The 17,553-nt window shown below is 72.2% G+C and carries 26 protein-coding genes; 13 read left to right on the top strand and 13 right to left on the bottom strand.

Annotated elements, in window-relative coordinates:
* Positions 1-41: 41 nt before the first annotated feature.
* Positions 42-773 (bottom strand): DUF6328 family protein, encoded by a 732-nt coding sequence (locus ACSHWO_RS01040; protein WP_438309639.1) that lies wholly within the window; start codon positions 771-773, stop codon positions 42-44.
* Here ACSHWO_RS01040 and ACSHWO_RS01045 point away from each other — a divergent pair.
* Together ACSHWO_RS01045 and ACSHWO_RS01050 are read left to right on the top strand one after the other, a co-directional pair.
* Positions 772-1,002 carry a hypothetical protein gene (locus ACSHWO_RS01045; protein WP_438309640.1) on the top strand — a complete coding sequence of 77 codons (231 nt, stop codon included), beginning with the start codon at positions 772-774 and terminating at the stop codon, positions 1,000-1,002. The two genes, ACSHWO_RS01040 and ACSHWO_RS01045, sit on opposite strands and share 2 nt — an antisense overlap.
* A gap of 178 nt (positions 1,003-1,180) precedes the next feature.
* Positions 1,181-1,885, top strand: a complete 705-nt coding sequence (locus tag ACSHWO_RS01050) for a YqjF family protein (protein WP_438309641.1) — start codon at positions 1,181-1,183, stop codon at positions 1,883-1,885.
* 192 nt (positions 1,886-2,077) lie between these two features.
* Here ACSHWO_RS01050 and ACSHWO_RS01055 read toward each other — a convergent pair whose 3' ends face one another.
* Positions 2,078-2,995, bottom strand: coding sequence for a LysR family transcriptional regulator (locus ACSHWO_RS01055; RefSeq protein ID WP_438309642.1), 918 nt, complete (start codon positions 2,993-2,995; stop codon positions 2,078-2,080).
* A gap of 147 nt (positions 2,996-3,142) precedes the next feature.
* On the opposite strand from ACSHWO_RS01055, the gene ACSHWO_RS01060 reads away from it, so the two are divergent.
* A complete protein-coding gene (locus tag ACSHWO_RS01060) occupies positions 3,143-3,490 on the top strand; it encodes a carboxymuconolactone decarboxylase family protein (RefSeq protein ID WP_385805203.1) in 348 nt (115 codons plus the stop codon).
* Between the two features lie 65 nt (positions 3,491-3,555).
* Here ACSHWO_RS01060 and ACSHWO_RS01065 read toward each other — a convergent pair whose 3' ends face one another.
* Positions 3,556-3,921, bottom strand: coding sequence for a hypothetical protein (locus ACSHWO_RS01065; protein ID WP_438309643.1), 366 nt, complete (start codon positions 3,919-3,921; stop codon positions 3,556-3,558).
* Between the two features lie 120 nt (positions 3,922-4,041).
* Here ACSHWO_RS01065 and ACSHWO_RS01070 point away from each other — a divergent pair, with 120 nt between their 5' ends.
* The 5 genes from ACSHWO_RS01070 (at position 4,042) to ACSHWO_RS01090 (ending at position 7,428) form a co-directional block, all read left to right on the top strand.
* Positions 4,042-4,311, top strand: coding sequence for a hypothetical protein (locus tag ACSHWO_RS01070; RefSeq protein WP_438309644.1), 270 nt, complete (start codon positions 4,042-4,044; stop codon positions 4,309-4,311).
* Between the two features lie 268 nt (positions 4,312-4,579).
* On the top strand, positions 4,580-5,776 hold the full coding sequence (locus ACSHWO_RS01075) for an amidohydrolase (protein WP_438318845.1): 1,197 nt from the start codon (positions 4,580-4,582) through the stop codon (positions 5,774-5,776).
* A 158-nt stretch (positions 5,777-5,934) separates the two neighbouring features.
* Complete coding sequence (locus ACSHWO_RS01080; protein WP_438309645.1) at positions 5,935-6,315, top strand: STAS domain-containing protein; 381 nt, start codon at positions 5,935-5,937, stop codon at positions 6,313-6,315.
* An 80-nt stretch (positions 6,316-6,395) separates the two neighbouring features.
* Positions 6,396-6,800, top strand: coding sequence for an ATP-binding protein (locus tag ACSHWO_RS01085; RefSeq protein ID WP_438309646.1), 405 nt, complete (start codon positions 6,396-6,398; stop codon positions 6,798-6,800).
* Positions 6,801-6,939: 139 nt separating this feature from the next.
* The gene (locus ACSHWO_RS01090) at positions 6,940-7,428 is read left to right on the top strand and encodes an SPW repeat protein (protein ID WP_438309647.1); all 489 of its coding nucleotides are present in this window, start codon (positions 6,940-6,942) and stop codon (positions 7,426-7,428) included.
* Between the two features lie 83 nt (positions 7,429-7,511).
* Here ACSHWO_RS01090 and amaP read toward each other — a convergent pair whose 3' ends face one another.
* From amaP to ACSHWO_RS01115, 5 genes are read right to left on the bottom strand one after another with little or no spacing between them, the layout of a single operon-like run.
* Positions 7,512-8,111 carry an alkaline shock response membrane anchor protein AmaP gene (gene amaP, locus ACSHWO_RS01095; RefSeq protein ID WP_438309648.1) on the bottom strand — a complete coding sequence of 200 codons (600 nt, stop codon included), beginning with the start codon at positions 8,109-8,111 and terminating at the stop codon, positions 7,512-7,514.
* A 52-nt stretch (positions 8,112-8,163) separates the two neighbouring features.
* Positions 8,164-8,814 carry a DUF6286 domain-containing protein gene (locus tag ACSHWO_RS01100; RefSeq protein WP_438309649.1) on the bottom strand — a complete coding sequence of 217 codons (651 nt, stop codon included), beginning with the start codon at positions 8,812-8,814 and terminating at the stop codon, positions 8,164-8,166.
* Between the two features lie 33 nt (positions 8,815-8,847).
* Positions 8,848-9,258 carry an Asp23/Gls24 family envelope stress response protein gene (locus tag ACSHWO_RS01105; protein WP_438309650.1) on the bottom strand — a complete coding sequence of 137 codons (411 nt, stop codon included), beginning with the start codon at positions 9,256-9,258 and terminating at the stop codon, positions 8,848-8,850.
* Positions 9,255-9,434 carry a hypothetical protein gene (locus ACSHWO_RS01110; protein ID WP_385805212.1) on the bottom strand — a complete coding sequence of 60 codons (180 nt, stop codon included), beginning with the start codon at positions 9,432-9,434 and terminating at the stop codon, positions 9,255-9,257. The genes ACSHWO_RS01105 and ACSHWO_RS01110 overlap by 4 nt, the downstream gene beginning before the upstream one ends.
* Positions 9,435-9,470: 36 nt before the next feature.
* The gene (locus ACSHWO_RS01115) at positions 9,471-9,953 is read right to left on the bottom strand and encodes an Asp23/Gls24 family envelope stress response protein (protein WP_438309651.1); all 483 of its coding nucleotides are present in this window, start codon (positions 9,951-9,953) and stop codon (positions 9,471-9,473) included.
* A gap of 159 nt (positions 9,954-10,112) precedes the next feature.
* Here ACSHWO_RS01115 and ACSHWO_RS01120 point away from each other — a divergent pair, with 159 nt between their 5' ends.
* The 3 genes from ACSHWO_RS01120 to ACSHWO_RS01130 are packed head-to-tail and all read left to right on the top strand — an operon-like array spanning position 10,113 to position 11,802.
* Positions 10,113-10,763, top strand: a complete 651-nt coding sequence (locus ACSHWO_RS01120; protein WP_438309652.1) for an RNA polymerase sigma factor — start codon at positions 10,113-10,115, stop codon at positions 10,761-10,763.
* Positions 10,754-11,437, top strand: coding sequence for a hypothetical protein (locus ACSHWO_RS01125; protein WP_438309653.1), 684 nt, complete (start codon positions 10,754-10,756; stop codon positions 11,435-11,437). The genes ACSHWO_RS01120 and ACSHWO_RS01125 overlap by 10 nt, the downstream gene beginning before the upstream one ends.
* Entirely contained in the window at positions 11,434-11,802 is a 369-nt protein-coding gene (locus tag ACSHWO_RS01130; RefSeq protein ID WP_438309654.1) for a hypothetical protein, read from the top strand. Before ACSHWO_RS01125 ends, ACSHWO_RS01130 begins: the two co-directional genes overlap by 4 nt.
* A gap of 142 nt (positions 11,803-11,944) precedes the next feature.
* Here the strand turns inward: ACSHWO_RS01130 and ACSHWO_RS01135 are convergent, their stop codons facing one another.
* Together ACSHWO_RS01135 and ACSHWO_RS01140 are read right to left on the bottom strand one after the other, a co-directional pair.
* Complete coding sequence (locus ACSHWO_RS01135) at positions 11,945-12,340, bottom strand: DUF2267 domain-containing protein (RefSeq protein ID WP_385845894.1); 396 nt, start codon at positions 12,338-12,340, stop codon at positions 11,945-11,947.
* Between the two features lie 164 nt (positions 12,341-12,504).
* The gene (locus ACSHWO_RS01140; protein ID WP_438309655.1) at positions 12,505-12,933 is read right to left on the bottom strand and encodes an Hsp20/alpha crystallin family protein; all 429 of its coding nucleotides are present in this window, start codon (positions 12,931-12,933) and stop codon (positions 12,505-12,507) included.
* A 166-nt stretch (positions 12,934-13,099) separates the two neighbouring features.
* On the opposite strand from ACSHWO_RS01140, the gene ACSHWO_RS01145 reads away from it, so the two are divergent.
* On the top strand, positions 13,100-13,813 hold the full coding sequence (locus ACSHWO_RS01145) for a hypothetical protein (protein WP_438309656.1): 714 nt from the start codon (positions 13,100-13,102) through the stop codon (positions 13,811-13,813).
* Positions 13,814-13,881: 68 nt separating this feature from the next.
* Here the strand turns inward: ACSHWO_RS01145 and ACSHWO_RS01150 are convergent, their stop codons facing one another.
* On the bottom strand, positions 13,882-16,002 hold the full coding sequence (locus ACSHWO_RS01150; RefSeq protein ID WP_438309657.1) for an MMPL family transporter: 2,121 nt from the start codon (positions 16,000-16,002) through the stop codon (positions 13,882-13,884).
* A 180-nt stretch (positions 16,003-16,182) separates the two neighbouring features.
* Between ACSHWO_RS01150 and ACSHWO_RS01155 the strand changes: the two genes are divergently transcribed.
* Positions 16,183-16,596, top strand: a complete 414-nt coding sequence (locus ACSHWO_RS01155) for a MarR family winged helix-turn-helix transcriptional regulator (protein WP_385845883.1) — start codon at positions 16,183-16,185, stop codon at positions 16,594-16,596.
* Positions 16,597-16,601: 5 nt separating this feature from the next.
* Here ACSHWO_RS01155 and ACSHWO_RS01160 read toward each other — a convergent pair whose 3' ends face one another.
* Both ACSHWO_RS01160 and ACSHWO_RS01165 read right to left on the bottom strand, forming a co-directional pair.
* Entirely contained in the window at positions 16,602-16,760 is a 159-nt protein-coding gene (locus ACSHWO_RS01160) for a hypothetical protein (protein WP_438309658.1), read from the bottom strand.
* Positions 16,761-16,886: 126 nt separating this feature from the next.
* Positions 16,887-17,396, bottom strand: a complete 510-nt coding sequence (locus tag ACSHWO_RS01165) for a YncE family protein (RefSeq protein ID WP_438309659.1) — start codon at positions 17,394-17,396, stop codon at positions 16,887-16,889.
* Between the last annotated feature and the right edge of the window lie 157 nt (positions 17,397-17,553).

Consider the following 17,553-nt stretch of genomic DNA (forward strand, 5'->3'; position numbering starts at 1 on the left):
AGCACGACCAGGAGACCACCGGCGGAGCGCGACCGGGCCCGTCAATGCCGCCATCGCACCCGCCCCGCACAGCAGGCCACTGGGAGGAAGAAAGCGAAGAGCAACTGCACGGCGGTCAGGAGCACCCGGACTTCGTACACCATCTCCAGCCAGAGGCGGTCGGCCCGCTCGTCGCAGGTCTCGCGCCGCTGGCCGACGTTTCGCGGCGCGGGGCGAAGGGGGCGTTCGTTCAGCGGACGGCCGGGTCTGCTTTTGGCGGAACCGCGGGCGGCGGGGTGCGTCGCTGGTCTGGTCAGCCCCGCATGGCGGGGCTGCGAAGGTCGTATTCCCGGTCCCGGCAGTCCGACACCTGGCACCGGCGGCGACGCGCTCCTCACTCGCGGACACCGAGACAGCCTCCGGCGTCGCGCCCAGGCGGTCGACGAGGGAGGTGGACGCGGCTCCTGGAGCGATGCGAAGCGTCTTCGACCGGAGCCTCGGACTGCTGGAAGGCCGCCGAGACGGCGCGGCTGAAGCGTCCGGGACACCGCCTCGCGCCGCCGCGACGGCAAGGAGGCTCCCCGGCCAGGGCGCCGTGCCTGTCCTGCCGCGATGGGCTGGCCGGCATCGCAGCCGTCTCTTCCCGGCAGACCGGCCCGATGACGTACGCACTCCCCTGCTGCTGGCCGACCGGAATCGGGACGGGCCGGTGCTGCCCCAGGTTGATTGAAGCGGTGTCGAAGGGACAGAAGCCGTGTCCCGGCACGTAGCACGAAAGAGGGGAGCCCTGTCATGGCTGAGCCTCAGGAGAGGAAGGACGACCGGTCACCCTTGGAGCAGGTGACTGGCGAGAAGGACGTGTCCCCCGAGGAGGAGCGACAACGTGGCACGTCTCCGGAGGACGGCAAGGGCCGGATCCAGGAGGCGGCACAAAAGGTGAAGGAAGCGGCGCGGGAAGTCATGGGCACCGGAAAACCCGGAGCGTCGGAGGGCGGTCGCCAAGGCCCGGCAGATCCGGCATAGAGCGCCGTGCGACGTAGAGCGTACGCAGCACACCTTGGGCGCCGCCGCCAGTCGAGAACGGCGGACAGCGGTGACTTCGTCACGGGGGCCCGGGGCCGTGTGTCGCGGGCGTCGATGCCCGGACCGCCGGCCCATCGTTGTCCCATGACGATCACGGCGCCGATCCCGCCCCGCGCCCATGCGTAGAACGCGGTACGAGGCTCCCCATGTCACCCGGGCCGTGCTGACCATGCACTGGCGGCAGCAGACGCTGGTGCACTGGCGCTATCCGCCCGAAGCCGTCCAGGACCTGCTGCCACCGGGGCTGCTCGTCGACCTGTTCGACGAGGCCGCGTGGGTCAGCCTCACCCCCTTCATCATGCGGTCGGTCAGAGCGCTGCGAGCGCCCCTGCCGCCCCCCGCCTTCACGGAGACGAACCTGCGGACCTACGCCCGCCTGCCCGACGGCCGTCGCGGACTGTGGTTCTTCTCGCTCGACGTCACCAACCCGCTGATGCTCGCGGCCCGCGCAATCGGCATCCCGTACCACGTGGCCGCCTTGTCGGTGGAGTCCCGGGGTCAGGAGGTCGGCTACTACGGGCGGCGCCGAGACGGCGACGCCTCCTACCGGCTGCGCGTCCGCGGGGGCGCGCCGGTGGCGGAACCGGACCCACTCGACGACTGGCTCACCCACCGGTGGGCCGCGTTCTCCCGTCGCGCCGGGCGCCTGTGGCTCACCCCGGTGGAACACGAGCCGTGGCCCCTGCACCGGGGTACGGTCCTGGAACTGGACCAGACCCTCACCCGCAGCGCGAGGCTTCCCGATCCGGGCAGCGAACCACTGATCCACACCTCCCCCGGGGTGGGCCCGGTGCGCATGGGGCTGCCGCGGCTCGTGGGATGACCGGCCACGCCGTTGGTCAACGACTACAGCCGCCGGGACAAGAGGAAACGGCTACTCCCGGACGCAGCGGTCCGTGGCGTCGTACGGCACGGCGCCGGACCGGCCGAGGGAACGCCGGTGACGGCTTGTGAGTGGCTGGCTCTCGCCAGCCACTACGCCGGGCCGCGGCCGAGCGGAGATCCGCGCTTCGACTCAGGCCTCGGCCCCAGCGTCGCCACTCGTGGCGACGGCTGACCGCGCGGCCGCCGCGTCAGCGTAGGCGTCGGCCAGAGCGTCCGCCACCGCGTCCGCGAGCGGATCGGCGGCACCCGCGCGGCGGGCCAACACGACACGGCTCGGAGGGTGGCCGTCGACCGGGACGAAGGCGATGCCAGGGCGGACGTGCCGCCGCGCAGCCCCCGCTGGCAGCAGGCCTGCCGCCCCGTCCCAGAGAACCGCGTGGAGGCACTCCTCCGCAGACGTCACCACCGGGCCGGGGGCATCCTCCTCGGCCGCGAGCCAATACGCACGCCAGCGCGGGTCCGTCCCGGCCGGCAAGCGGAAACGCGGGCGTCCCGCGAGCTCCGTGACGTGCAGCCGCGGTCGGGCGGCCAACGGATCGTCCGCGCGCAGCACCGCCACCACGGGCTCCACTCCGAGCAGCCGTGTGGCCAGTCCGGCGGTGTCGAAGGGGAGCCGGGTCAGTGCGAGGTCGGCCTGCCGCTCACGGAGTCCGCCCGTGGGGTCGGTGACGGGCGCCTCCCGCAGCCGGACCCGCAATGCGGGGTGGGTGGTCCGCAGTACGGCCAGTGCCGCGTGGCCGGCGTCCAGACCCGCCCCGGCGACCGTGCCCAGCACCACCTCTCGCACGGATTCCGCGGCGCGCACCCGCTCCCGGGCCCGTTCGGCCCGCTCCAGGAGGTCGCGCGCCTCGGCGAGCAGGACTTCCCCGGCCGGGGTCAAGCGGGCCCCGGTCGGAATCCGGTCGAACAGGCGGCAACCGAGGTCCGTCTCCAGTTCCCGGATCCTGCGGCTGAGGGGCGGCTGGGCGATGTGGAGCCGAGCGGCCGCCCGGCCGAAGTGGCCCTCCTCCGCCACCGCGACGAAACAACGCAACGTCCGCAAGTCCATGACCGGCCACGATACCGAGAACCGCACCGCCCCTGCGAAAGCGGTCTTGGACGCAGCAGGGGGGTCCACGGTGAACTGGATCCGTTCCCGGGACCGCAACTCCCGCGACTTCCGTACCTCTCCGCACCTTCCGCATTTGGAGCCCCCATGTACGCGCACCCCGACGACCTGCACCGTGCCCGATCCGTCGGAGGCGCCGCCGCGCCCGAGTTCGCCGCCTGGCTCACCTTCCAGAACGCGGTCGACCGTGAGGACGGTGCGGTGCCGCGCCGCTACCGCGAACTGATCTCGGTGGCGGTGGCCCTCGTCACGCAGTGCTCGTACTGCCTCGACGTGCACACCGCCGCGGCCCGCCGGCACGGCGTCACGGCCGAGGAACTCGCCGAGACCGCCTTCGTCACCGCCTCGGTGCGCGCCGGCGGCACCCTCGCCCACGCCCTGCTCGCCGATCGCCTCTACGAACACCACGGCAAGACCACCCACTCACACGAGTAGGGACGCACTCGGCCCGGAGCACTCTTCTCCGACGCAGGTCCGACCGAACCGTACAGGTGTCCCGTCTACGCGCCGTACGGGTGTGTCGCGTCGAGGGGCCGTCCGCATGCAGGGGGCGAGGGACCGCGTGAGGTTCCTGCTTGCGTGCGGCGGAAGGGCGCCGTGGCCGGCCTCGGCGGCCGGGTCCGTCTCAGCTTCAGGCGGCGCCTCGTGCGGGATCCGCTCTGATCGAGGATCCGGTGGGTGGCGTCGGCCCACTCACCGGGAAACTGCTCGCCACGCTCGACGGGAAGGAGGGTGCTCTCCGCGATCCGCTCCCACTTCGCGAACACGGTGAGGAGTTCGTGGGCCGGCGCCTTGTCGATCTCGGACAGGAATCGCTGGGCCGGGTCAGGGCTGCCGAGGGCCTCGCAGACCGTTCGATGGTCCACGGGGTCTCGTTCATGACCGGCCGGCTGCTGCACGGGGCCCTTTCCGTGTGCTGTGATGCCGCTTCCCGCCCTCTCCCCGCTGGCGCCGGGGCTTCCCCAGGGACGGTTAAGATCCCCTGTATGACGCATACGGGGGACGCAGCACGCGGGGTGGCCACGCGGGGCCAAGTGGTGGCACTGGGCCTGCTGGCGGCCGGCATAGCCGTGCTGGCGAAGTGGCACGAGGGCTCCCTGTTCTGGGGTGGCGCCCTTCTGGGGATCGCAGGCATCGGCGGGTACTTCGTCCAGTTCGACGCCCCGCGCGGCGTGGCCCAATGGCTCCTTGCCGCCCTCGGCTTCTGCATGGTGTTCATGTTTGGCCTGCAGTTGCTGATCGGCGTCTTTTCCTGACTCGGCGACGAGGCAACCGCTGGGTGATGTGGCCGCAGCCGCGCGTCGAGGACCGGTCCTCCCCCTGCCCCGACCCGAGCGAGCGCCGACGACACTCCAGTGGAAGCCCTCGGCTTCCGCCAGGAGACCGCGCATCAGGGGCCGCCGACGTGGAACACGTACAGGAAGCGCCCGCACCATAGGGAGGCACACCGTGCCCGACCACCTCGACCGTCCCGTCCCCGGCCACCCCGGTCGCCCGGACCCGGCGTCCTCCGCCGCCCATCCCGTGGACGGCGGTCCGGGTGCGGTGTACGACCTGATCCGCCGCGAGGTCGCGGCCCGCGCGAATCGCCTGTGGGACACCGCCATGACCCTGCACCGTGACCCCGAGTCGGCGTACGAGGAACACCGGGCGGCCGAGCTGCTCACGTCGGAGCTGACGCGGGAGGGCTTCCGGGTCGACCGCGGGACGGCCGGACTGCCCACCGCCTTCACTGCGGCCGCCGGCAGTGGCCGGGGGCCCAGGGTGGCGCTGCTCATGGAGTACGACGCGCTGCCCGGGCTCGGGCACGCGTGCGGGCACAACCTGATCGCCGCGGCCGGGCTGGGGGCCGCCCTCGCCCTGCGGGCCGCCCTCGGCGACCCTGAGGGCTCCCTGCTGGCCCTCGGCACGCCCGCAGAGGAGCGGGGCGGCGGCAAGGCGACGCTGGTGGAAGCCGGGGCGTTCGACGGCGTGGACGCCGCCTTGATGATGCATCCGGGCGTCCACAACTGGTCGTGGGCGCCGCTTACGGCCAGTTCGCAGGTGCGAGTGGGGTTCCACGGGCGCGCCGCCCACCCGACGGGCAACCCCACCGAAGGCATCGACGCACTGGGCGCACTGATCCAGCTGTTCAACATGCTGGGGGTGCTGCACCGCCGGCTTGCGCCCGGGTCCCACATCCAGGGCATCGTCACCGACGGCGGGCGGGCCACCAACATCGTGCCCGAGTACGCCGAGGGGCTGTTCGGGATCCGCGGCGCGACCACGGCCGCGCTGGAAGCTCTCGAAGGCGAGCTGCGGCGGTGCGCCGAAGGAACGGCGGCAGCCACGGGGACCGAAGTCACCGTGGAGCGGGTGGGCGGGCGCTACGAGCACTTCCGCGACAACCCCGTGCTCTCCGGCCGGTTCGCAGGGCACCTGGCGCGGGCCGGGATCCAGCTGACCGAACCGGAGCCCGGCGTGTACCTGGGGTCGTCCGACATGGGCAACGTGAGCACGGGCGTACCGGCCATCCATCCGTTCATCGCCATCATGGATGCGGCCGACGGCTCCGACCACACACCTCGCTTCGCCGCCGCAGCGGCGTCGTCCCGCGGTCGCCGCGTCCTGCTCGCGGCGGCGGAAGCCCTCGCCTGCACAGCGGCGGACGTGCTGCTGCGCCCTGAGGTGGGCCCGCAGGCGTGGGCGGCGCTGCGGGAGAAGGCCGCAGCCGGCCTCTGAGCCGCCGATGCGGCGGGGCCCCGTTCGGCGGGCGTACGGTGGAGACACCCCCCGGTCGAAGACCGCCCCCGGCGGCTGGGCCGGGCAGGACGCCGACTGCCCCCGCAACGGCGCTGTGCGCGCAGCGGGTCGCGGAAGGTGGCATGGAGGAGGCGGGCATGGACAGGGACCCGGCGGACTTGCCGATGCCGGCACCAGGGCTGAAGACCGACATCGTGCGTGTCGGAGATGCCGTCGTGTGCGTCATGGCCGGTGATGTGCACACGGGCACCAAGGCCCTCGGCGATGAGGCGCTGCGAGAGGCGCTCGCCCTCCGTCCGGCCCTGCTCGCTGTGGATCTCGACGCGGTGGAGCTGTTCACCGCAGAAGGCCTCAACATACTCCTCACCCTGCGCGATGCCGCAGGCACTTACGGTGTGCCGCTGGTCCTGGTCTCCCCCAGCAGATCCGTCCGCCGCATCCTGGACATGACAGGCGCTGCCGAACTCTTCACGATCCACTCCACCATCGCGGAAGCCGTAGCCGGACACCAGCCGTAATCCACCGGCCGTGGCCGGTGTGGCCCTGGTACCGGCGGGCAGGCGGCAGGCAACACTCCTTCGGCCGCCAGGGACTGGCCATGGGTCTTCCGCCGTCTGCCACACGCCACCGGGAAATCGCCTTCGAAAACGACTGTGCCGACACGAAGACCTGCAACACGGGCATCGCCTGGGTACGCCGGACGCTCACCGACTGGGACCTGCTCGGCCAGGGCCAGGACGCCGTGCTGATCGCCGCGGAACTGCTCTCCAACGCAGCCAAGCACGGTGGCGGCATCCTGAGCCTCGCCCTTGACTGGCACGGGCACCTGCTGCGGATCGCCGTCACCGACCCCAGCCCCGACCCGCCCCGGCTCCGCGCACACCGGCCCGATGCCACCGGCGGCCACGGCGTGTTCCTCGTCGACGTCCTCGCCCATCAGTGGGGAAGCGAATCCCACGGCCCGGGCAAGACCGTCTGGGCGGACGTCCGCCTACCGTACTGAGGCCCGCCAGGAGCCTGCGGACCCCCGGCGGGCGCGCTGACACCGCGGCAACTGACACCGCCGTACACCCCGGTTTCCCGATTAATGTCGGGTTTGCGGGTACAGGCGCCATAGACCACTTCTTCTTGTGGAGGTCATCATGGCGTCAACGCACCGCGCTCCCATCGAGGAGCACCCGGACCTGCTGGAGCTGCGTGCCCGGCATGACCGTGCCGCGGCCACCCCGGGGGCCCAGATGGTCGAGGCTTGCGCCCTCATCACGGGCCTCTATCTCGCAGCATCTCCCTGGATCGTCGGCTTCAGCGGGTTCACCACCCTCGCGGTCACCAACCTGATCGCCGGTGTCGCCTACATGCTCCTTCTGGGCGGACTCGGGAATTCCTATGAGCGCACCCACTCCATGGCCTGGGCTGCTGCCGCCATTGGTATCTGGACCTGCGTCGCTCCCTGGGTGGTGGCCGGCGATGTCGCCCACACTCGTTCCATCACCAGCAACCTCATCGCTGGTGCCGTCGCGACCCTGCTCGCTCTGGCCGCCGCCTCCGGCGCCCGCGACCGCGCCGGATACGGCCGCCGCATCGGCGGTGCCGGTACGCGGGACCACCGCATGATGCCGGGCGACCGCTGACCCGTCCGATCAGGAGGGTGCAGGGGCGTCTGCCGGTCGGCGTCCCCGCACCCCGGTCGCCACACTTCTACGCGCGGAACCTGCTATTGGGCGCGGTGGGGTTTGTGCGGGGTCATCCGCAGCCGTATCCGGGCGGGAAGCGGCCGTCCCGTCGACTGGCGGGCACGTTTCAGCGGCCCGTCGCACAGCGCCTGCAGGACGGAGCCGGGCTCGGCGTCCGGCTTCAGGGTGACCTCGATGTGCGCTTCAGGACGGTGGGAGGAGCCGTCCATCCGCGCACGAGCTCGCCGGACACCGCGCAGCTGCCCGGCGTCGGCGGTCATGGCGTCGCTGAGGGCGTCCTCGCGCAGTTCCACGCCGTCCCGCTCCGGGACTCCCACCGACAGGTTGCCGGGGTGCGTGCGGCGGAACTGCGCCACAAGCCACCACAGAGCCAGCAGGGTGAGAACGGCCAGTCCGGCGATGACCGCGGGCCACCACCAGCCTTCGTCCGTCCAGCGCGTGCGGTCGGCGTCGTCGAGGAGCACGTCCTGGGGGGCGGTGAGGGGCCAGCCGTCGGGCGGAGTCAGGGGCCAGCGCCGGTACAGGTCGACGCCGCCGGCCAGGACCAGGAGACCCGTGCCGAGCAGGACAACGCCCGCCAGGAGCAGCAGGACTCGGTTGGTGACGGATTTCCTCTTCATCGCATCTCCCCTTTCCCCAGGTCTCCCCCGTGCCCCGCCAGCCCGCATGTGGTCATCGGTGGTGCGGGCGTACCCGGACTTCGAGTGAGGGAAGGCGGGCGAGGGCGAGCCGGTCCAGTTCCTCACGCAGTGAGTTGCGGAGGTCGGCCCTGACGTCCCCGGGAGGGCGGAACCGCACCTGCGCGCGTGCGGTGACGCGCCTCCGGGAGAAGCGGACCTTGATGGCACTGACTCCGGGGACACGCATAGCGGCGTCACGCATCCGCAGTTCCGCGGCCTCGCGGTCCAGGACGGCGCGCATCTGCGCGGCAGGAGTCCTGACGGGCAGACGGCTGCGCAGGCCCGGGCTCAGGGCCAGGACGATCAGCCAGAGCCCCAGGGCGGCGATGACGGCCCCACCAGCCTGCACCAGGGTGTCCTCCAGCGGACGGGAGGCCAGTTCGTCGGCCAGGTGCCTGCGCCAGGCGGCGGCGGGCCGGCCGGCTCGAACCCTGAGGACGTCGAAGAGGAGGGTGCCCGCCACGGCCGCGACGACCAGGGCCGTGAGCGCGGCGGGTATCCGGCGATCGGACCACGGGCGCCGAGGGGCCCGCTGGGGGCCGGGCGAAGACTGTTCGGTCAGCAGCCCCACCGTACGTGAGGTGACCTCATCCGTTGCCGGGAGCTGGTCCTTCTCGGCCGCGGAACGGTGGTCGCGTTCCATGCCTGCTCTCCTTCTCCGGCGGCAAGCCGCGGCTCACTGCACGCGCCGGTGCTGCGAGCCACCGGCGAGAGCCAGCTGCTCGATGGCAAGGGTGACTTCGGTGACGCGCATCCCGGTCAGACGGGACACCCGCTCGCTGACGTAGTGCTGGACGTGGCGGGAGGCTCCGGCAAGGTCCGCCGGGTACGGAAGGCCCAGCGTCAGGGCCAGCCGCGCTGCGCCGCTGCCCACGGTGACCGAAGCGCGCGGAGCAGCCAGCCCCGCCAGAGCCGTGGAGGTGGAGGTGTCGGTGAGTGCGCCCAGTGCCTCCTGTGCGGCACGAACCGCGATGCGGGCGATGACCTTCTCCGGGATCATCGTGGCCCCGCGTTCGGCCGCGGGCAGGACCGGCCGGGTGGGGCTGGCCGCTGCCGGGTGCGGGGCGGCTGCGGATCCCGAGGTCACTGCCGGTTCCGGGAACGCGTGAAGTCGGACAGCTCCAGGTCGCCCTGCAGCACGCGGCCGATGATCAGGCCCACCAGGCCCAGGAACGCCACGAGCAGGAACGCCCAGAAGCCGCCGAAGAATGCGGCGAAGCCCAGGGCCATGCCGGCGAGCAGGCCCGTGGTTGCTGCGCTCATTTCACTCACCTGAATTCACGGTTGGGTGTTCGAGGGTCATTGCACGCGTCCCTCGCCGTCCTCGTCGTCGTCCTCCTCGTCGGGAAGGTGGACGTCATCGACGGCGATGTTGACTTCGACGACCTCGAGGCCGGTCATGCCTTCCACGGCCGTGATGACGCCGGTGCGGACGTCGGCTGCGATGTCCACGATGGAAAGCCCGTACTCCACGACCACGTCCAGGTCGATGGCGGCCTGGCGTTCGCCCACCTCGACCTTGACTCCGCGGGCCACGCTGGGGCGGCCGCCGGAGACCTTGTCGGTGACCGCTCCGAGCGTGCGGGCGACGCCGGAGCCGAGGCTGTGGATGCCCGGCACCTCACGGGTGGCCATACCAGCGATCTTCTCGACCACGCCGTCGGCAATGGTCGTACGGCCCCGCGTGCCGGGCGTCGTCCCGGGGCCGGGCTGGCCCGTGAGGGTCTTGCCCACTGGGCGTGACTCGCTCCCACCCGAGGCGGGGCTGGTGGTGTCCGACATGAGGACCTCCCGGGGCGTCCGTCCGGGCGCCGGTGCGGCGCCCTCATCTGTTTGGACACCCGGGACGCGCATTCCTCACACGGCGCACCGCACGGCCTACCATCGAGGAGTACGCAGGGAGGCGGCGCCAGAACGTCTTCGGCAGGAAGCGAGCGGCGGATGCGCAACCAGACCGGCCCCTCGCCCCGGCCCGCCGTGGGCGTGCCCCCGCACGGGGTCCCGCCGCAACCCGGCGTCGGCGACGCGGGCACGGATCTGGACGAGGCCTGTGCCCTCGACGACAGCCTGCTGGCGGTACGGGCCGCGGAGGGGGACGAAGACGCCTTCGCCGTCCTGGTCCGCCGGCACAGCAGCCGCCTGCTCGCGCTCTCCCAGCATCTGCTCGGGAGCCGCACGGATGCCGAGGACGCGGTCCAGGACGCCTTCATCAGCGCGTGGAGGCGCCTGCCGGAATTCCGGCACACCGCTTCGTTCGGCACCTGGATGTACCGCATCGTGACGAACCGCTGCCTCAGCGCCTTGCGCCGTCGGCCCCACTCCGTGCCCCTGGACATCGTCCCCGAACCCGCCGCCGCGGACTCGGACGGCTCACCGCCCCACGCAGCCGAAATCGACGCCGCGACAGCCGCCCTGAGAGCAGCCTTGCAAAGGCTGAGCCCCGAACTCCGGGCGTGCTGGGTGCTGCGGGAACTGCACGGCCTGCACTACGAAGAGATCGCCCATGTGATGGGCACCAGTGAACAAACGGTGCGCGGCAGGCTCTTTCGCGCCCGACGCGCTCTGATGGAGGCGATGCGCCCATGGCGCTAGACGACCCACACCCGACCTCGGACGGCGACAGGCCTGGTGGTGGGTCTACCGCGCGCGCCGGAACACCGCTGTCCACCGAAGCCGAGCTGCTGGCGGGTGCGGAGCTCCTGCCCTGCGGGCACCCCCTGGGCCGTGCCTGGCAAGAGGCCCGCGCCGCGGGCGGCACCTCCGATCCGCACAGCAGCAGCTGCCCCCACTGCCGTGAGGCCGTCGAAGGGCTGACGGCCCTGGACCGGGCGACCCGGGCTCTGCGCGCCGAGGAGCAGCCCGATGGTGACAGCCTCGCCACCCGTGTCATCAACGCGGTACGGACCGAGGTACGACTGGGCTCGATGCTGCTGCTCGACGATCCCGACCACGATCTGCGCATTGCGGAGAGCGCCGCTGCGAAAGTGCTGCGCCGCGCCGCCGACACCGTCCCCGGCGTCCGCGCCGCCAGCTGCCGCATCGCCGCCTCGGGAGGCGGCCCCGCCGTCCATCTCGTCACCATAACGGTGGCAGCGACGCTCGACCGGCCGCTTCGGGGACGGGCCGAGGCGATACGCGAGGCCGTGCTCCACATCGCCGAGCACGCCCTCGGCCTCGCCGTGACGGCCGTCGACGTGGAGATCAACGCTGTGCTGGACCCGTCCCCCCTGCCGAGTGGCGGACCGTCCGAGCCGAGGGGACGATGAGCGCCTCCGACCGCGAGGCAATCCGCCGGACCGCGGCCCGGGCCGCCCTCGGCGTTCCCGGTGTGATCGCACTCCAGCCGGCACTTGCCGAACGGCTGGCGCTGGCCGCCTCCCGTGTGTACGAAGCCGCAGCTCCAGCGACCAGAGGGGCCCACGAGGGCGCCGGGGTCCGATGCGAACTCGCCCCGACCGGTGAGTGGCACCTGGAGGTGCGCTGCATCGTTGACGGACACCACCGCGTCGTGGACGTCGCCCGCCGGGTCCGCGCAGACGTCAGGGCGGCCGTCGGCGCGTGCCGGACCCAACCCGGCGCGGTGCCGCCCCTCACCATCAGGGTCGTCGTGAGCGTCACCCGCACCGTATAGCCCGCCGCAGGTGGCGAGGTCCCTCACGAAACCGCAGGCGGTGAGGTGAGCCGGTTGCCGAGGACGTGGCGGGGGGCCGCTCCCCGGGGTGGGGAGCGGCCCGGGCGGGGGACCTGGTCGGTGGGAGGGTTCGGGCGATGGGTCAGTCGGGGCCGGGGCGGCCGAAGAGGAGGTCGTAGCCGGGTGGGAGTTGAAGGAGGAGCCGGCGGAGGAGGTCGTCGTCGAGGGCGTCGGCGACGACGCTCAGGACAGCACTGACGTCCCAGGCCGCAGTGGCTTCGGTCGCACCCTCGATCCAGGCGGCGGTCGCGCGGACGAAGCGCTGCGCGTCCAGCGGTTCGTGTGCCTGGAGCGGGTTGAGCAGGATCAGCGCGTACGTTTCCGGGAGACGGGCGGCCACTTCGGCGCGGTCCTCGCCGACGAGGTGGGCTCCGAGGAGGGCGAGGACAACGCGGGCGGCACGGTCGGCCTCCTCGTGGGAGGCGTACTCGCCACGCTCCTGTACGTGCTCGATGAAGGCGTCCCAGCGCAAGGTCATGACCAATGCTCCTAGATGGCGCGTTCGCGGTGACGGCGCCGGTTCGGACGGGAGAAGGGGAGGAACCCCCCGTCCGGACCGTGAGCTGCAGGGCGGCACGGCCGTCACGCACGGACGGCGCCGGACGGCTCGTGCACTCTTCGGCCGGGTCGGCGGCGGGAGGTTCAGCTGCTCAGCTGCTTGGTGCTGCCTTCACCGATGGCGACCTTGCGCGGCTTCGCACGCTCGGCGATCGGGATCCGCAGGGTCAGCACGCCCGCTTCGTAGTCCGCCGTGATGTGCTCGGTGTCGAGGGTGTCGGCCAACACGACCTGCCGGGAGAACACCCCCAGTGGCCGCTCCGAGAGCTCCATCCGAACCTGGTCCGACTTCGCGACCGGCCGGCGTTCGGCCTTGACCGTGAGCATGTTCCGCTCGACGTCGATGTCGATCGCCTCCTTGGCCACGCCCGGGACGTCGAAGGCGATCACATAGACGTCGCCGTCGCGGTAGGCGTCCATCGGCATCACGGACGGCTTCGACCAGGTGCCCGGGCCCGTCAGCTGCTGGGTGAGGCGGTCGAGCTCACGGAAGGGGTCGGTGCGCATCAGCATGGGAACCTCCTGAGGTATCTGCACGGGGTGCCAGTGCGCTTCAGGTATCTCCGTTGTAGCATGTCATCGAAACGATGACAATCGTGTCCGGCATCCAACGGATGACATTGCCGACAAGGGTGACCGCGCGCCGGTCCCGACAACAGCACTGTGGAGGTGAGGCTCCGTGCCCGCTGCTTCTTCGCCCGATCCCCGGCCGACGGGGTCGCCGGCGTCCTTCCTGGCGGCCGCGGCCGCCCTGAGCGCCATCGAGCGGGAACTCGGCGACGCCCACGGCCCGGCCGGCAACGCGCCGAACGATCCACGGGAGGCCTTGGCCGCTCTGCTGCTCCTGCGCGAGGTCCGTGAGCAGCTCGCCGGCTGGGAGAGCGGGCTGATCGAGACCGCCCGCGCAGCCGGCGCCAGCTGGGCCGACCTCGCCGCTCCGCTCGGCGTGGCCAGCCGCCAAGCGGCCGAACGTCGCTACCTGCGGCTGCGCCCCGGCCCCGAAGGCAGCACCGGCGAACAGCGCGTCCAGGCCACCCGCGACGGGCGCGCCGCCCAGCGCGCAGTGGACACGTGGGCCCGTGACCACGCCGCCGACCTGCGCCAACTCGCCGGCCAGGTCAGCGCGCTCACCCCGCTCGACGCCCCCGGACGCGCCTACCTGGGCCAGGTCCACGCCGCCCTCGCCGGCAGCGACCCCGCCGACCTGGTGGATCCGCTGACCGCCGCCGAACCGCACGTACGCCCCGACGACCCCAGCCTCGCGGACCGTATCGCCGCCCTCCTCCACGAGACCGATCGCCTCCGCCACACCAGCGGCCAACAACGCCGCACCGGCACGGGGCAGCCCGGCAACGCGCCACACGAGCAGCGGCCGGCGGACCCCGGGGCCTGACACCGCAGCAGGGACGCAGCCGGTGCCCTCGGCCGCCCCGCCGGGGGTTCGCCACGCCTTCCCCGCGGTCAGCCGGGCAGCCGGCCGGGTCGAGCGGTTTCCTGCTCGGGCCGGCCCGGCCACCAGAACCGCTTGCCGGTCAGGAGGACGAGGGCCGGCACGAGGACCGTGCGTACGAGCAGGGTGTCCAGGAGGACTCCGATTCCCACGATGACGCCGATCTGGGTCAGCGTGATCAGGGGCAGGACGCCGAGGACCGCGAAGACGGCGGCCAGCAGGATTCCGGCGCTGGTGATCACCCCGCCGGTGACCGACAAGGACCGCAGGATCGCGGTGCGGGTGCGGTGTCCGGCGAGGGTCTCCTCGCGGGCCCGGGCGATGAGGAAGATGTTGTAGTCCACGCCCAGGGCGACGAGGAAGAGGAAGGACAGGAGCGGGACGGTGGTGTCGAGGGCCGGGAAGTCGTAGACGGTGCGGAAGATGATCCAGCTCGCTCCGAGGGCGGCGAAGTAGGAGGCGATGACGGTCGCCACCAGGAGCACGGGAGCCACCAGGGAGCGGAGCAGCGCGATGAGCACCATGCAGACGATGGCCAGGACCAGAGGGACCACGAGGCGGGTGTCGTGCTCGGTGGCCCGTTCGACGTCGTAGTTCTCCGCCGTGGTGCCGCCGACCAGGGCCCTGGCCCCGGGAATCCGGGCGAGGTCGGAGCGCAGGCGGGTGATGGCCGCGTCCGAGGCGTCGGTGCCGGGTCCCGCGGCCAGTACGGCGGTGGCACGGGCATGGGCCGCCGTGCGGTCACCTGCGGTCACCGATGCGACGCCGGGGGTTCGACGGGCCGCGGCGAGGACCTCGTCCGCGGCGGCCGGGGTGGAGATGAGGGTGAGGGGTTCGCCTGCGCCGGCGGGCTGGACCGTCGCCAGGGTGCGCTGGCCGAGGACGGCTTCCGGCGTCTTGCGGAAGGAGTCGCTCCGAGCGAGGCCGGTGTGCAGGTCCAGTGCCCCGCAAGAGAGGAGGACGAGCAGGGCGGAGCCGGCGAGGGCGACCCGTGCGGGGCGTCCGGCGACGGCGGTTCCGATGCGTGCCCACACTCCGCGCCGGTCCACCGCGGGGGCCTGGCCGGCTTCGGGGATCAGGGGCCAGAAGAGCCATCGGCCCGGCAGGACGAGGACGGCGGGCAGGACGACCAGCGCGAACCCCATGGCGACGAGGATGCCGATGGCGCCGGCGAATCCAAGGCCCCGGTTGCCGGTCAGTTCCGCGGCGAGGAGGGTCAGCAGGCTCAGTACGACGGTGGTGCCGCTGGCCACGACGGAGGGGGCGGTGCCGCGCCAGGCGCGGGCCATGGCGGTGAACCGGTCCTCGGTCAGGTGGAGTTCGTCGCGGTAGCGGGAGACCAGCAGCAAGGCGTAGTCGGTGCCGGCACCGAAGACGAGAACGGAGAGGATGCCGGCGGACGAGGCGCTGACCTCGATACCGGCGTGCGGAGCGAGGGCTCCCACGAGGACGGCTGCGACCTGGTCTCCCGTGGCCACGACGGCCAGCGGCACCAGCCACAGCACGGGGCTGCGGTAGGTGACCAGCAGAAGCAGCCCGACGACGGAGGCGGTGGCGATGAGCAGGGTGGTGTCGGCGCCCTTGAACACTGCGGCGATGTCGGCGCGGAAGGCCGGGCCGCCGGTCACTTGCGCCCGCAGCGGCTGGGTGATGCCGTCGGCCGCTGTCTGCCGGATCTTCTCGATCGCAGCGGTGTTCCGCTCCCCACCGGCGTCGGCCGGCAGCAGGACGGCAACGGTGGCCACCTTGCCCTTCAGGACCACGGGCCGGGCCGCCTCAGGGGCGAGCCCGAGGGCGCCAAGCGGCTGTGCGCGCCGGGTGATCTGTTCCAGCTGCGCACCGGTGAGGGGCCTGCCGTCGGCGTTGTCGTAGACGACGACGGCCGGTGCGACGGATCCGGAGGGGAAGGTCTTGACGATGTCGGCGACCTGCGCGGACTGCGACGCGGTCGGCGGACCCCCGTCCCCGGAGTCGGTGGTGGCGGCGCCGGAGGGGCCCGACGAGAAGGCGGCCGCCAGGCCGATCAGGGTCAGCAGCAGAACCAGCCAGGCCAGGCGTTCGGGCCGGCGCGGGCCGGTCCCGGAGAGATCGGCCGGACCGGGCTGCAGACGGCCCGGAATTGTTCTGGACACGGAGTGCACCCTCACTGGGTAGTTAAGTCACTTAGCGACTTTTACCGTGTCAGACTTGGGGCCATGACGCAACCAGACCCCTTCGACGCACGCGTCCCGGCGCATGAGGCCCCGTCCGGATCTTCGGGTGGGGCGCCCGAATCGGACGAGCTGTCGAGGGCTCTGCGTGAGGTACTGACCTTGACCCAGCTGGCGCGGGCCGCCCTCGCCGAGCGGCTGGACATGCCGTTGACGCAGGTGGAAGCCGTGGAACACGTGATCATGGCCAGGAATGCCGGTGCACCGATCGGCCCGGCCGAGCTCTCGCGGCGGCTCGGCATCACCACGGCCGCCGGCACCCAGTCGGTCAACCGGCTGGTCACGGAGGGGCACCTGAGCCGGTCACCGCACCCGCACGACGGCCGCCGCCAGGTCCTCGACGTCACCGAGACGGGGTTCCGCCACGTCATGGGCGAACTCGCCCCGCTGCTGGGCACGCTCTTCCATGCCTCGGAGGGCCTGACCGAGACCGAGCGGGCGGGGGCACTCAAATACCTGGAGAACCTCGCACGGGCCTACCACTCCTACCTCGACGCCCGGGCTTCGCAGGGGTGAGGTGCTCAGCAAGGACGGAGCCGGCCCTCCCGGGCGGCCTGTCCGACGGCGGACGGCTCCGGCGACGGAGCGGGGGTGAAGTCGACATCCGTACCACCACAACCGGCTGCGATGCGCAGCAGCCGGTCCCGCTCCGCGCCGTACTGGCACAGCGCATCAGCCATCGGCGGTAGGCCCGATGGGACGGGCCGTGGTCCTCCTCGCGCCTGTTCGAGCGGGCGTCACCGCCGCCGGCGGGGACGGCTGCGTCAGGTCGTTCACGCCCGCTCGCGGTTAAGGACGCGGCCTGTTCACGGTCGCTTCTTTCCGCCGGTGTTCAGGACGGCGACGCCGACCGGTCCGTCACCGGCCGGGAAGGTGTCGATGACGTCGTCGGTCGCGGTGTTGATCGCCGACACCGTGTCCGAGGCGGAGTTGGTCACGTAGGCGCGGGCGCGGGGCGAGTCCACCGCCACGTCGAACGGGCCGTCGCCCACAGGAACGGTGGTGACGACGGCGTTGGTGTCGGTGTTGATCACCGAGACGGTGTCGTCCTCGCGATTGACCACGTAGGCGCGGGCACGGCCCGCATCCACCGCCGCGTCTGTCGGGGTGTCACCGACGGGGACGGTGGCGACCACCGCGTTCGTGGCGGCGTTGAGCACCGTCACCGTGTCGACGTCGAAGTTGGTCACGTAGAGACGGCTGACCGTCGAAGGCTTGCCGTGGGCTGCGGCCGCCAGTGGGGTGACCCCTGGCAGCAGCGCGGTGGACGCCGCCGCCAAGAGCCCCGCCAGCCAGGCGCGTCGGCCGTGCGCCATCGGGGCCTGTCTACCTTCCGCACGCCTGGGCGGTGCGTACTCATGGTCGTTCGGGGTGGGGGGGCATTGTCTCTCCTACGCTGTCGGGGGCGGATCCGGTCGGCCTCCGGCGGCCGGCCGTCGCCAGCATCCTCAGCCCAGGGGGTCTTCGTGACGG

This window comes from Streptomyces pallidus (ex Mingjun et al. 2026), from assembly GCF_051550185.1.
GTDB lineage: Bacteria > Actinomycetota > Actinomycetes > Streptomycetales > Streptomycetaceae > Streptomyces.